Origin of the sequence: Kitasatospora sp. NRRL B-11411 (genome assembly GCF_000721345.1) — a bacterium.
Classification (GTDB): Bacteria; Actinomycetota; Actinomycetes; order Streptomycetales; family Streptomycetaceae; genus Kitasatospora; species Kitasatospora cineracea.
Window position 1 is genome coordinate 1 of record NZ_JOGH01000058.1, and the last position, 12,141, is coordinate 12,141.

The window sequence follows — 12,141 nt, forward strand, 5'->3', positions numbered from 1 at the left end:
GAAACGCCCGGTTACATTCCGAACCCGGAAGCTAAGCCTCACAGCGCCGATGGTACTGCAGGGGGGACCCTGTGGGAGAGTAGGACGCCGCCGAACAATTCTTCAATAGGCCGAGGCCCCAGCGATTCGCTGGGGCCTCGGCCTTTTTTTGTTGGGCATCGGCCGGACACGTGGACGGCCGGCGGACGGCGGTCGGGCACCCGGACGCGGTGTTCTGCCGGATGCCGGACAATGGACAAGGTGGACGTTCCGGGCCCTGGTGGGGTGCGGGAGACGTCCGGATCTCGCGCCGGTGTCGGTGGATCGACAGTGGCGCCTCTCGAACTCGCAGTGTGCAGACAGGAGTCACCAGCATGTCGAACCCGCCCCAGGACCGGCCGGAGCGCCGTAACGACGGCGGCCGGGGTTACGAGCCCCGGTCGCGCGGGGGCTGGTCGAACGACCGCGGCCCGCGTCGTGACGACCGTGGCGAAGGCGGCGGCTACCGCGGTCGTGACGACCGTGGTGACCGTGGCGGCGACCGCGGGGGCTTCCGTTCCCGTGACGACCGGCCGTCGTACGGCGGCGGTGGTGGCGGCGGTGGGTACCGCGGCCGCGATGACCGTCCGCAGGGCGGTGGCAGCGGTGGTGGCGGTGGCTACCGCTCGCGCGACGACCGCCCCTCGTACGGTGGCGGCGGCGGTGGCGGTTACCGCGGCCGTGACGACCGTCCGCAGGGCGGGGACCGTGGTGGGTTCCGTGGGCGGGATGACCGTCCGCAGGGTGGGGACCGTGGTGGGTTCCGTCCGCGCGAGGACCGGCCGGTGGCTTCGAGCGTCGGGACGACCGTCCGCAGGGTGGTGGGTTCCGTTCCCGGGACGACCGGCCGCAGCGCAGTGGCGGGTACGACCGTCCGCAGGGCGGGGACCGTGGTGGGTTCCGTGGGCGGGATGACCGTCCGCAGGGTGGGGACCGTGGTGGGTTCCGTCCGCGCGAGGACCGGCTCGTTCGACGACCGTCCGCAGCGCAGCGGTGGTTACGAGCGCCGGGATGACCGCCCGCAGCGCAGTGGCGGCTACGAGCGCCGGGACGAGCGTCCCCAGCGCAGCGGTGGCTACGACCGTCCGCAGGGTGGGGACCGTGGTGGGTTCCGTCCGCGCGAGGACCGGCCGTCGTACGGGCGGGACCGTGACGACCGTCCCCAGCGCAGTGGCGGCTACGACCGGCCGCAGGGTGGTGGGTTCCGTTCCCGGGACGACCGTCCGCAGCGCAGTGGCGGCTACGAGCGTCGGGACGACCGTCCGCAGCGCAGCGGTGGGTACGAGCGTCGGGACGACCGGGGTGGGTACCGGGGCGGGCGTGACGACCGGGGTGGGTACCGCGGTGGGCGGGACGACCGGGGTGGGTACGACGAGCGGCGTCAGGAGCCGGTGAAGCGGCTGCCGATTCCGGACGACGTGACCGGGTTCGAGATCGACGCGGACGTCAAGCAGGACCTGAAGAGCCTGCCGAAGACGCTGGCGGACGACGTGGCGCGCAACCTGGTGATGGTGGCGCGGTTGCTCGACAGCGAGCCGGAGGAGGCCTACAACTACTCGCGGGTCGCGCTGCGGCTGGCGTCGCGGGTGGCGAGCGTGCGGGAGGCGGCCGGGTTCGCTTCGTACATGACGCAGCGGTACTCGGAGGCGCTGACCGAGTTCCGGGCGGCGAAGCGGATGACCGGTCGGGTCGACCTGTGGCCGGTGATGGCGGACTGCGAGCGCGGTCTGGGCCGGCCGGAGCGGGCGCTGGCGATGGCCGGTGAGCCCGAGGTGAAGCAGTTGGACAAGGCCGGTCAGGTCGAGATGCGGCTGGTCGCGGCGGGTGCCCGGGCGGACCTGGAGCAGTTCGACGCGGCCGTGGTGACGCTGCAGAGCCCGGAGCTGGCGTCCTCGGCGATCCACCCGTGGACGGCGCGGCTGCGGTACGGCTACGCGGACGCGCTGATCGCGGCGGGTCGGGCGGACGAGGCCCGGGAGTGGTTCGTGAAGGCCGTGGAGGCGGACACGGACGGGTCGACCAACGCGGCCGAGCGGCTGGCGGAGATCGACGGCATCGAGTTCACCGACGCGCTGGACGAGGAGTCCGAGGCCGAGGACGAGGGCGCGGAGGCCGTGGAGCCGGTGCGCCGTCAGATCGACAAGGACGACGTCGGCGAGGACCGGATGATCTTCGAGGACGAGGAGGACGTCGAGGAGTTCTACGACGAGGACGACCTCGAGATCGACGAGGACTACGACGAGGACTCGTTCGAGGAGCAGCCGGGGCAGCCGAAGAAGCAGGGCTGATCCGCAGGCGGTGAGGGAAGGCCCCCGTTCCGGGTAGGGACGGGGGCCTTCTTCGTTGTGGCTGTGCGGCTGTGCGGCTGTGCGGCCGTGTGGCGGGGAGGGGGGTCAGCCGAGTTCGAGGGAGCGCAGGACCAGTCCGGTGGCCGGTTTGGGGCCGAAGGAGGTGGACTTGCGGGGCATGGTGACGCCCTGTTCGGCGAGGCGGCGCACCACGCGTTCCTCGACGGGGTGGAGCAGGACGGCGGTGCCGCCGGTGCGGGCGGCCTCGCGGACGGCGGCCTCGGCGGAGTGCAGGTAGCCGATGTGCTCGGGGCTGTCGGGGACGTGCCAGGTGCGGTCGAGCAGGACGGCGTGCAGGACGGTGGCGTCCAGGCGGCGCCACTCCTCGGGGCGGTCGGTGCGGACGGTGTCGGCGAGGGTGGCCTCGTCGGGGCCGGTGAGGAGGTGGAAGCGGCCGGTGCCGTCGGTGAGGACGAAGGAGTTGCCGGGGGCGTGCTGGGCCTCGGCGAGGGCGTGCAGGGCGTCGGGGAGGGTGCCGGGGAGGTCGGTGGCCTGCCAGGCGGCGGGGTCGAGGGCGGCGAGCGCGGCGTCCAGCGGGAGGCGTTGCAGGACGCGGTGGATGGCGCGGACCCGCAGCGGGTAGCGGTCGGTGTCGACGAGCAGGACCAGGCCGCGGTCCCAGGGGCTGCGCGGCAGGTGGCGGTGTTCGCGTTGCAGGCGCAGGTACATCTCCCAGCGGTGGTGGCCGTCGGCGATCAGGGCGCGGCAGCCGGCCAGGTCGCGGGTGACGGCGGCCAGGTCGGCGGGGTCGGTGACGGCCCACAGGCGGTGGTGGGTGCCGTCGCTGGTGGTGGTGGCGAGCAGCGGGTCGGTGGTGGCGGTGCGTTCGATGACGTCGGCGGCGCGGCCGTGGCCGCGGTAGGTGAGCAGCAGGGGTTCGAGGTTGGCGCGGGTGGTGCGCATCAGGCCGACCCGGTCGGCGACGGGTTTGGGCATGACGTCCTCGTGCGGGAGGACGATGCCGGCTTCGGGGCCGCTGACGGCGAGGGCGCCGATCAGGCCGCGCTGGAGGGTGCCGGCGGGGGTGCGCTGCTCGTAGACGTACAGGGCGGGGCGCGGGTCGGCGGCCAGGACGCCCTGTTGGCGCCAGTCGCGGAGCAGGCGGGCGGCGTGCCGGTAGCGGGTGTCGCGGTCGGGGCGGTGGCCGGCGTCGTCGGGTTCGGGGCGGGGGAGGATCAGGCGGACGATGTTGTGCGGGTCCGCGGTCTCCAGGTCCAGGCGCCGTCCGGGGTCGACCACGTCGTACGGCGGGGAGGTGACCGCGGCCAGGTCGCCGACCCGGTGCGGGTCGTAGCGCAGGCCGCGGAACGGGGACAGGGACAGCCCTGCGGTGGCGACGTGCCCGGGGTCTCCGGGGCCGCCCGAGGGCTCGTTGCCGGTTTCGGCACGAGGGGCGCTCATTCTGGGCATGTTAGTCGGGTAGTGCTTGTTGGGAGATCGGGATGAGGGCGGACGTCCAGGTCATGGGCGGGGCGAACGGGAAGCGGGGTAGCGGCGGATGAGTCACCGGGAGCACGAGGGCGACGGCGGGGCGGCGGTTCCGGAGGGGAGCGGCGGCGGGAGCGGGGTGCCGGGCGGCGGGGTGTACGACTGGTTCCGGCGCGGGGTGCGGCTGTTGGAGGAGCGGCACCCGGCGGCGGCGGTGCAGTTGCTGGCGCGGGCGGCGGAGGCGGAGCCGGGGTCGGGGTCGATCCGGGAGGCGCTGGCGCGGGCGCAGTTCGACGCGGGGCAGTACGCGCGGGCGCTGGAGAGTTTCCGGGCGGTGGCGGAGGCCGATCCGTCGGACGACTACGCGCAGTTCGGGTGGGGGGTGTCGGCGGCCCGGCTGGGCGATTTCGAGACCTCGGCGGAGCACCTGGCGCTGGCGGTGGCGATGCAGCCGGGCAACCGGCACTACCAGTCGGCGCTGCGGCAGACCCGGGCGACGCTGGCGGCCCGGGCGGGGGCGTACGGGCCGCTGCTGCCGGGGGCGCCCGGGTACCTGGAGCCGCCGGAGGATCCGGCCGCGCCATAGGGTGGCGGGTGTTCGGGTCGGTTCGAGGTGGCGAGGGTGGAACAGCGATGACGGAGAACGCCGCGGTGGTGCGGAGCGTGCCGGGGTCCAGCGCGGAGGCGCTGACGGAGGCGTACGACACGGCGCTGCTGGACCTGGACGGGGTGGTGTACGCCGGGCCGCACGCGATCGTGCACGCGGTGGAGTCGCTGGAGCGGGCCCGGGCGGTCGGGATGCGGTTGGCGTACGTCACCAACAACGCGTCGCGGCCGCCGCGGGTGGTGGCGGAGCACCTGACGGAGTTGGGCGTGCCGGCCGATCCGGCGGACGTGATCAACTCGGCGCAGGCGGCGGCGCGGCTGGTGGCGGAGAAGGTGCCGGCCGGGTCGCGGGTGCTGGTGGTCGGTGGGGCGGGGCTGGTGGAGGCGCTGGAGGAGCGCGGGCTGGTGCCGGTGCGTTCGCTGGAGGACGGTCCGGCGGCGGTGGCGCAGGGCTACGACCCGTCGGTGGGCTGGGCGGACCTGGCGGAGGCCTCGTACGCGGTGGGCCGGGGGCTGCCGTGGGTGGCCTCGAACACGGACCTGTCGATCCCGACCGCGCGCGGCATCGCCCCGGGCAACGGGACGCTGGTGGCGGCGGTGCGGGCGGCGACCGGCGTGGAGCCGGAGGTGGCGGGCAAGCCGCTGCCGCCGATGCACCGGGAGACGGTGCTGCGGACGGGCGCGAAGCGTCCGCTGGTGGTGGGGGACCGGCTGGACACCGACATCGAGGGCGCGTTCAACGGCGGGGTGGACTCGCTGCTGGTGTTCACCGGCATCGCCACGCCTGAGCAGGTGCTGGCCGCCGCGCCCGAGCACCGTCCGACGTACCTGGCGGAGGACCTGCGGGGCCTGCTGGAGGCGCAGCCGGAGGTGGCGGCGCTGGGCGGCGGCCGGTTCGGCTGCGGGGGCTGGACGGCGGGCGCGGAGGGCGGCGTGCTGGCGCTGGAGGGCGCGGGCGGGCGGATCGACGCGCTGCGGGCGCTGTGCGCGGCGGCGTGGACGTGGGCGGACGGGCACGGGGCGGCGCCGGAGTCGGCGAAGGCGTTGGCGGGGCTGCCCGCGGCGGGTTGACGGGCCGTCGGGGCGGGTATCCCCGGGTGGGTTCGGGTCGTCCTGGGGGGTGGGATGGTGCGCGGACGTACGGGTGCGGTGGCGGTGGCCGGGTGCGTGCTGCTGCTGGCGTCGGCGGGGTGCACGTCGCGGGGCGGTCCGGCGGTGGTGCCGGCGCCGGTGTCGGCGCCGGTGTCGGCCTTCCGGTCGGGGACGCCGTCTCCGTCCCCGTCCTCGGGCGGCGGGGCGGGGGTGCCGGATTCGGCGGTGCCTGCGGGGTCGTTCGACGGGCATCCGCTCTTCAGCTGGGTGGCGCAGTTCGGGAACCGCTGCCTGGGCTCGCCCGAGCTGCCGTGGTTCACCTGCGCGGGGGCCGGGACCGGTCCGCTGTCGGCGGGGCCGTCGCTGTGGACCGGGTCCGCGGCGATGTTCTCGGGGCACTGGGAGCTGACGTTCAGGACGGACCGGGAGCGGGTGACCGGGGTGTCCTGCGGGGCGCTGCCGGTGCACGTGTACGAGCTGGGCTCCGAGCAGTTGGCGGGCGGTACGCGCCGCTACTACGCGCTGGAGGAGCCGTTCGCGGTGGCGGGTTCGCTGGTGGCCGCGGTGGTCCGGGACGGGGACGGGGCGGCGGGCGCCGAGCCGTTGGACGAGCTGGCGCCCGCGGTGGTGCCGGGGGCGGTGGTGCAGCGCTGCTGACGGGCCGTCGGCGGGGGACCGCCGGGCGGCTCAGAGCAGGGTGCGCAGGCGCAGCAGGTCGCGGAAGCTCGCGTCGAGCTTGAGGCGGCCGGTGGCCCAGGCGGTGGGGAAGGGGAGTTTGCCGTCGACCAGGGCGACCAGGTCGTCGCCGGTGGTGGTGAGCTTGATGTCGGCCTTGGTGGCGGGCGGGCCGGGGGCGTCGGTGATGCCGGTGAGCCGTCCGTCGGTGAGGCGGCCGGTGAAGGTCAGGCCGAGGTCGGTGAGGTGGCAGCTGAGGGAGCGGTCGAGGGCGGTGGCCTTGCGGATGTCGCCGCCGGCGGCGGCGAGGTTGCGGCTGAGCTGCTCCAGTGCGGTGCGGCACTCCTCGATGGTGGCCATGTGCGCGGCTTGCTCCCGTCGGTGGTCGTCCGGCGTCCCACGCTAGCGCAGGGCCGTCCGGCGGCGGCGCCCGTTCCGGGGGAGTGCGGGGCGGGGTCGGGCCCGCTGCCGCCGGGGAGTGCGGGGCGGGGGTACGTCGGCCGGTGGAACGGGTTCGCGCGGGCTCCGGTGCGTGGTGGGGGGATCGGGTAGCGTCGGTGCGGGCAGTCGGTGGCGGCGGCGAGGAGGCAGGCGGATGCTGCAGGACGCGGTGCGGGGCGTGCGGGGCGTGCTGGTGGTGGCGGCGGAGTTGGCCGAGGAGGCGGGCCGCCGGGTACTGGACACGGCCGGGGAGTTGCTCAAGCAGGGGGGTGAACTGCCGCCCGGGGTCGAGCAGTTGAGGGTGCTGGCCGGGGAGGCGGTGACGGCCGGGCGGGCCGGGGTCGACCTGGTGGCCGGGGTGGCCCGGGGCGAGGTGGAGCGGGTGTTCGAGAAGGTCGGCGACCAGGTGGTGAAGGTCGGCGTGGTGCTGAGCTTCCTGGAGTCGAAGCTGCGGGAGGTCGACGAGCAGCCGGAGGGCGGGGCGGCAGCGGAGCAGCCGGTGGCGGAGCCGGAGCCCGCGGAGCCGGCGGCACCGGCGGTGCGTCCGGCGGCGCGGGCGCAGGGCCTGTTCGACGCGGGCTGGGACGCGGAGCCGGAGGCGCCGGTGGCGCCGGCCGCCGAGGACGTGGCGGCGGCGCGCCGGCGGGCGGCGGCCGGTGCGCAGGCGGGGCCGCGGCGGGCCCCGGCGCGGAAGGCGGCGGCGCGCAAGGGCGCGGCGGCGAAGCAGGCGTCGGCGCAGCGCTCGGTGCCGCGCAGGGCCGCGGGTGCTGCGGGTGCGGCCGGGACGCCCGCCGAGGTGGCGAAGAAGGCGGCGGCGAAGCGGCCCGGTACGGCGAAGAAGGCCGCGGCGCGGAAGGCGGCCCCGGCGGCCGGCCGGTCCGCCGACGGTTCCTCGGCGCAGGCGCAGTCCCCGAGTGCGCCGCTGCCCGCGAAGAAGGCGCCGGTGAAGCGGAGCCCGGGCGCGAAGAAGGCCGCCCCGTCCGGTCGGCCCGCCGACGGTTCCCCGGCGCAGGCGTCGTCCGCGGACGCGCCGTCGCCCGCGAAGAAGGCCGCGGTGAAGAAGGCCGCGGTGAAGAAGGCCGCGGTGAAGAAGGCCGTGGCGAAGAAGACCGCGGCGAAGCGGGCTCCGGCGAAGCGGGCGGCGTCCGGGGGGAAGGCCGGGGCGGAGGGGGACGGCGGTGAGTGAGGGCCCGTGGACGGGGGTGCCCGAGGTGGACGGGGCGCTGGCCCGGCTGGGGGAGCCGGACGGGGCGGGGGCGGAGCAGTGGGCCGAGGTGTACGAAGATGTCCATGCGCGGCTCGCCGCGACCCTCGCGGCGCTGGACCGCGGGTAGGGACCGTCCGATGTGGGAGCTGACGTAGCAGTGGCAGTGGCACGACGCCGTCTGGACGCGGAGCTGGTGCGCCGCAAGCTGGCCCGTTCGCGGGAGCACGCGAGCGAGTTGATCGCGGCGGGCCGGGTGACGGTGGGCGGGACGGTGGCGACGAAGCCCGCGACGCAGGTGGAGACCGCGGCGGCGGTGGTGGTGGCGAAGGACGACGCGGACCCGGACTACGTGTCGCGCGGCGGCCACAAGCTGGCGGGCGCGTTCGCGGCGTTCGGGCCGCAGGGCCTGGTGGTGGCGGGCCGCCGGGCGCTGGACGCGGGCGCGTCCACGGGCGGGTTCACCGACGTGCTGCTGCGGACGGGCGCGGCGCACGTGCTGGCGGTGGACGTCGGCTACGGGCAGCTGGCCTGGTCGTTGCAGAGCGACGAGCGGGTGACGGTGATGGACCGCACCAACGTGCGGGAGCTGACGCCGGAGCTGATCGGCGGCGAGCTCGTCGACCTGGTGGTGGGCGACCTGTCGTTCATCTCGCTGGGCCTGGTGCTGCCGGCGCTGGCCCGCTGCGCGGCGCCGGACGCGGACCTGGTGCTGATGGTGAAGCCGCAGTTCGAGATCGGCAAGGAGCGGCTGGGCTCGGGCGGGGTGGTGCGGTCGCCGCAGCTGCGGGCGGAGACGATCCGGCAGGTGGCCGGGCAGGCCTGGGAGTCGGGCCTCGGGGTGCGGGCGGTGGCGGCGTCGCCGCTGCCGGGGCCGTCGGGGAACGTGGAGTACTTCCTGTGGCTGCGCCGGGATGCGGAACCGCTGGATCCGGCGGCGGCGGACCGGGCCGTGGCCGAGGGGCCCCAGTAGGGTACTTGGCAGGCGTCCGGGCGTTGCGCAGACTGGCAGGTCGTGGCCGGGCCGCAACGGCCCGGCGGGCGTAGGGAGAGGGCAGCGGGGAATGAGCGATCGTCGTACGGTCTTCCTGATCGCGCACACCGGCCGGGAGGCGGCGCTGCGCAGCGTCGAGGGGCTGGTGGACGGCCTGCTGCGGGCGGGGATCCGGATCCGGCTGCTGGAGTCGGAGGCGGTGGGCCTGGACCTGCCGGACGGGGTGGAGCTGGTGCCCGGCGGGCACGGCGCGGCGGACGGCTGCGAGCTGATCCTGGTCGCGGGCGGGGACGGCACGCTGCTGCGCGGGGCGGAGCTGGCCCGCGAGTCGGGGCTGCCGATGCTCGGGATCAACCTGGGCCGGGTGGGGTTCCTCGCCGAGGCGGAGCGCGACGACCTGGCCACGGTGGTGGAGCGGGTGGTGGCGGCCGACTACGAGGTCGAGGAGCGGATGACCATCGACGTGCTGGTGCGCACCAACGGTGACGTGCTGCACGAGGACTGGGCGCTGAACGAGGCGTCGGTGGAGAAGGCGGCCCGGGAGCGGATGCTGGAGGTGGTCACCGAGGTGGACGGCCGCCCGGTGTCGAACTTCGGCTGCGACGGGGTGGTGCTGTCCACGCCGACGGGCTCCACGGCGTACGCGTTCTCCGGCGGCGGGCCGGTGGTGTGGCCGGAGGTGGAGGCGCTGCTGATGGTGCCGATCAGTGCGCACGCGCTGTTCGCCCGGCCGCTGGTGACCTCGCCGGACTCGGTGCTGGCGGTGGAGGTGCAGCCGAGGACCCCGCACGGGGTGCTGTGGTGCGACGGCCGCCGTTCGGTCGAACTCCCGGCCGGGGCGCGGGTGGAGGTGCGCCGGGGCAAGACGCCGGTGCGGCTGGCCCGGCTGCACCGGGCGCCGTTCACGGACCGGCTGGTCGCCAAGTTCGCGCTGCCGGTGACGGGTTGGCGCGGCCGCTCGGCGCACTGAGCGGCCCGCGGCGGTAGGTGACGGCCCGTCACCTCGCGGGACGGCCCGTCACGGCCGTCCGGGCCGGGTCAGAGCGCGGCGGGGGCCGGGTCGGTGCCCGCGAGGCGTTCGGTGCGGGCCAGGGCGGCGGCCTCGGCGATCCGCCGCAGCGCGTCGGGGACGTGGGCGGCGGGCAGGGTGAGCGGCAGCCGCAGGTGCTCCTCGAACGCGCCGTCGACGCCGAACCGGGCGCCGGAGGCGATCCGGACGCCGGTGCGCTCGCCGGCCCGGGCCAGCGCGCTGGCGGGCAGGCCCGGGGTGGCGGCCCACAGGGCGAGGCCGCCGGGCGGCAGGGCGAAGCGCCAGGCGGGGAAGTGCCGGGGCAGCTCGCGGGCGAACGCCTCGGCGGTGGCCCGCAGTTGGGCGTGCCGTTCGGCCCGGACGGCGGGCAGGTGGTCGGTCAGCAGCCGGGCCGCGACCAGCTGGTCGAGGACGGGCGTGCCGAGGTCGTACAGGGCCCGGTCGGCGGCGAGCTTGCGGACCAGGGAGGGCTGGGCGCGCAGCCAGCCGATCCGCAGGCCGGGCCAGAGGATCTTGCCGGCCGAGCCGACGGTGATCACCTGGGCGTCCCGGTCGAGCGCGGCCAGCGGGCGGGGCAGGTCGGCGTCGGCGACGTCCCAGCCGAGTTCGGCGCAGGTCTCGTCGGCGATCACGGCGGTGCCGGCGGCCCGGGCGTGGGCGAGCAGGGCGCGGCGCTGGTCCTCGTCGACGAGGGCGCCGGTGGGGTTCTGGAAGTCCGGGATGACGGAGGCCAGCCGGGGTGCGGCGCCGCGCAGCACCCGCTGCCACTGGGCGAGGTCCCAGCCGGTGCGCCCGGCCCCGTCGGCGGTCAGCGGGACGGGTACCAGGCGGGCGCCGGCCCGGTCCAGGGCGCGCAGCGTGTTGGCGTAGCTGGGGGCTTCGACGGCGACCCGGTCGCCGCGGGCCAGCAGCGCCTGGTGGGCCAGGTGCAGGGCGCTCATCGCGCCGGTGGTGACCAGGACCTGTTCGGGGCCGGTGGGCAGGCCGCGTTCGGTGTAGCGGCGGGCGACGGCCTCGCGCAGCACCGGCAGCCCGGTCGGGTAGTTGCCGTGCCCGCCGGTGTAGGCGGGCAGTTGGGCGACGGCGTGCGCGGCGGCCTCGGCGAGCTGCGGCGGGGCGGTGGGGGCGGCCAGGCCCAGGTCGAGGACGGCGCCCTGCTCGGGGGAGACGGGGTGCAGGGCGTCGGCGGGCGGCGAGGTGCCCTCGGGCAGGGCGGTCCAGGAGCCGGCGCCGCGGCGCGAGCGCAGGTAGCCGTCGGCGCGCAGGGCCTCGTAGGCGGCGGCGACGGTGGTGCGGGAGAGGTGCAGTTCGGCGGCGAGTTCGCGTTCGGCGGGCAGCCGGGTGCCGACCGGGAGGCGGCCGTCGGCGACCAGCCGGGAGACCTGGGCGGCCAGGGCGCGGTAGGCGGGGCGGCGGCCGTCCGGGGCGGGCAGCTGGCGGGCGAGGGCGTACGGGGTGAGCGTGCTGTGCCACTCGGCCATCTGCGATCAGTCCACTCGGTTCGGATTGGCCCTGTCGGGTCCGGTTTTGGACTCCCCATAGTGGCGTGCAGTGCCGAAGAACGGCAAGCACCGCACCGAGAAGAGGTCCACCCGATGGCGGTCGTCTCCCTGCCCCTGTCCCCCTCCCGCCCCGGCCCGTCCCGCCGCCTGCCCCGCCGCCTCGTTCAGCTCGCCGTCGGCCTGGTGCTGTACGGCGTCTCGATGGGCCTGGTGCTGCGCTCCTCGCTCGGCGGCAACCCGTGGGACGTCTTCCACCAGGGGCTGGCCCGGCACGCCCGCCTCAGCGTCGGCACCTGGGTGACGCTGGTCGGCGCGCTGGTGCTGCTGCTGTGGATCCCGCTGCGCCAGCGGCCCGGCATCGGCACGGTCGGCAACGTGGCCGTCCTCGGCCTGGCGATGGACGCCACCCTCTCCCTCGTCCCGCACCCGCACGCCCTCGCCGTCCGGATCCCGCTGCTTGCCGCCGGCATCCTCCTCAACGCCCTCGCCACCGGCCTCTACATCGGCGCCCGCCTCGGCCCCGGCCCGCGCGACGGCCTGATGACCGGCCTGCACCGGCGCACCGGCCGCTCCGTGCGGCTGATCCGCACCTGCATCGAGTTGACCGTCCTGACCGCCGGCATCGCCCTCGGCGGCACCTTCGGCCCCGGCACGGTCGCGTACGCCCTGGCGATCGGCCCGCTGGTGCAGTTCCTCCTGCCGCGGCTGACCGTCCCGGCCTGAGAGGCGGGGGCCCCGCCGGGGGCCGGGGAACGGCGAGCACGGGCCTGCCGGGCGTCACCGGGCCGTGGCATCATCCGGAG

The 12,141-nt window shown here is 76.1% G+C and carries 12 protein-coding genes and 1 rRNA gene; 10 read left to right on the top strand and 3 right to left on the bottom strand.

Annotated elements, in window-relative coordinates:
- Both rrf and IH44_RS0123930 read left to right on the top strand, forming a co-directional pair.
- Positions 1-96: ribosomal RNA gene (rrf, locus tag IH44_RS43040) — 5S ribosomal RNA — on the top strand; the annotation flags it as partial.
- Between the two features lie 1,313 nt (positions 97-1,409).
- Positions 1,410-2,306: a tetratricopeptide repeat protein gene (locus IH44_RS0123930; protein ID WP_030461757.1), complete on the top strand. Its 897-nt coding sequence runs from the start codon at positions 1,410-1,412 to the stop codon at positions 2,304-2,306.
- A 105-nt stretch (positions 2,307-2,411) separates the two neighbouring features.
- Here IH44_RS0123930 and IH44_RS0123935 read toward each other — a convergent pair whose 3' ends face one another.
- Positions 2,412-3,767: a DUF1015 family protein gene (locus IH44_RS0123935; protein ID WP_030461758.1), complete on the bottom strand. Its 1,356-nt coding sequence runs from the start codon at positions 3,765-3,767 to the stop codon at positions 2,412-2,414.
- A 97-nt stretch (positions 3,768-3,864) separates the two neighbouring features.
- Here IH44_RS0123935 and IH44_RS0123940 point away from each other — a divergent pair, with 97 nt between their 5' ends.
- The 3 genes from IH44_RS0123940 to IH44_RS0123950 all read left to right on the top strand — a co-directional run bounded on the left by IH44_RS0123940 (position 3,865) and on the right by IH44_RS0123950 (position 6,149).
- Positions 3,865-4,380, top strand: coding sequence for a tetratricopeptide repeat protein (locus IH44_RS0123940; protein ID WP_030461759.1), 516 nt, complete (start codon positions 3,865-3,867; stop codon positions 4,378-4,380).
- Between the two features lie 47 nt (positions 4,381-4,427).
- Positions 4,428-5,471 (top strand): HAD-IIA family hydrolase, encoded by a 1,044-nt coding sequence (locus tag IH44_RS0123945; protein WP_030461760.1) that lies wholly within the window; start codon positions 4,428-4,430, stop codon positions 5,469-5,471.
- A gap of 246 nt (positions 5,472-5,717) precedes the next feature.
- The gene (locus tag IH44_RS0123950) at positions 5,718-6,149 is read left to right on the top strand and encodes a hypothetical protein (RefSeq protein ID WP_157852446.1); all 432 of its coding nucleotides are present in this window, start codon (positions 5,718-5,720) and stop codon (positions 6,147-6,149) included.
- A 30-nt stretch (positions 6,150-6,179) separates the two neighbouring features.
- On the opposite strand, the gene IH44_RS0123955 is transcribed toward IH44_RS0123950, so the two are convergent.
- On the bottom strand, positions 6,180-6,527 hold the full coding sequence (locus IH44_RS0123955) for an SCP2 sterol-binding domain-containing protein (RefSeq protein ID WP_030461762.1): 348 nt from the start codon (positions 6,525-6,527) through the stop codon (positions 6,180-6,182).
- 235 nt (positions 6,528-6,762) lie between these two features.
- On the opposite strand from IH44_RS0123955, the gene IH44_RS49455 reads away from it, so the two are divergent.
- From IH44_RS49455 to IH44_RS0123975, 4 genes are all read left to right on the top strand, one after another.
- Complete coding sequence (locus IH44_RS49455) at positions 6,763-7,794, top strand: hypothetical protein (RefSeq protein ID WP_051817260.1); 1,032 nt, start codon at positions 6,763-6,765, stop codon at positions 7,792-7,794.
- Positions 7,787-7,942 carry a hypothetical protein gene (locus IH44_RS46660; RefSeq protein WP_157852447.1) on the top strand — a complete coding sequence of 52 codons (156 nt, stop codon included), beginning with the start codon at positions 7,787-7,789 and terminating at the stop codon, positions 7,940-7,942. Before IH44_RS49455 ends, IH44_RS46660 begins: the two co-directional genes overlap by 8 nt.
- A gap of 36 nt (positions 7,943-7,978) precedes the next feature.
- Positions 7,979-8,785, top strand: coding sequence for a TlyA family RNA methyltransferase (locus IH44_RS0123970; protein WP_030461764.1), 807 nt, complete (start codon positions 7,979-7,981; stop codon positions 8,783-8,785).
- A gap of 91 nt (positions 8,786-8,876) precedes the next feature.
- The gene (locus IH44_RS0123975) at positions 8,877-9,776 is read left to right on the top strand and encodes an NAD kinase (protein ID WP_030461765.1); all 900 of its coding nucleotides are present in this window, start codon (positions 8,877-8,879) and stop codon (positions 9,774-9,776) included.
- A 68-nt stretch (positions 9,777-9,844) separates the two neighbouring features.
- On the opposite strand, the gene IH44_RS0123980 is transcribed toward IH44_RS0123975, so the two are convergent.
- Positions 9,845-11,317: a PLP-dependent aminotransferase family protein gene (locus IH44_RS0123980; protein ID WP_030461766.1), complete on the bottom strand. Its 1,473-nt coding sequence runs from the start codon at positions 11,315-11,317 to the stop codon at positions 9,845-9,847.
- A 114-nt stretch (positions 11,318-11,431) separates the two neighbouring features.
- Here IH44_RS0123980 and IH44_RS0123985 point away from each other — a divergent pair, with 114 nt between their 5' ends.
- Positions 11,432-12,061, top strand: coding sequence for a YitT family protein (locus tag IH44_RS0123985; protein WP_051817261.1), 630 nt, complete (start codon positions 11,432-11,434; stop codon positions 12,059-12,061).
- The last annotated feature ends 80 nt before the right edge of the window (positions 12,062-12,141 follow it).

Bases quoted from the DNA above. Each gene is read 5' to 3' on its own strand.
- IH44_RS0123985 (WP_051817261.1), top strand. From the start codon at position 11,432: ATGGCGGTCGTCTCCCTGCCCCTGTCCCCCTCCCGCCCCGGCCCGTCC.
- IH44_RS0123940 (WP_030461759.1), top strand. From the start codon at position 3,865: ATGAGTCACCGGGAGCACGAGGGCGACGGCGGGGCGGCGGTTCCGGAG.
- IH44_RS0123945 (WP_030461760.1), top strand. From the start codon at position 4,428: ATGACGGAGAACGCCGCGGTGGTGCGGAGCGTGCCGGGGTCCAGCGCG.
- IH44_RS0123975 (WP_030461765.1), top strand. From the start codon at position 8,877: ATGAGCGATCGTCGTACGGTCTTCCTGATCGCGCACACCGGCCGGGAG.
- IH44_RS0123935 (WP_030461758.1), bottom strand. From the start codon at position 3,767: ATGAGCGCCCCTCGTGCCGAAACCGGCAACGAGCCCTCGGGCGGCCCC.
- IH44_RS0123955 (WP_030461762.1), bottom strand. From the start codon at position 6,527: ATGGCCACCATCGAGGAGTGCCGCACCGCACTGGAGCAGCTCAGCCGC.
- IH44_RS0123980 (WP_030461766.1), bottom strand. From the start codon at position 11,317: ATGGCCGAGTGGCACAGCACGCTCACCCCGTACGCCCTCGCCCGCCAG.
- IH44_RS49455 (WP_051817260.1), top strand. From the start codon at position 6,763: ATGCTGCAGGACGCGGTGCGGGGCGTGCGGGGCGTGCTGGTGGTGGCG.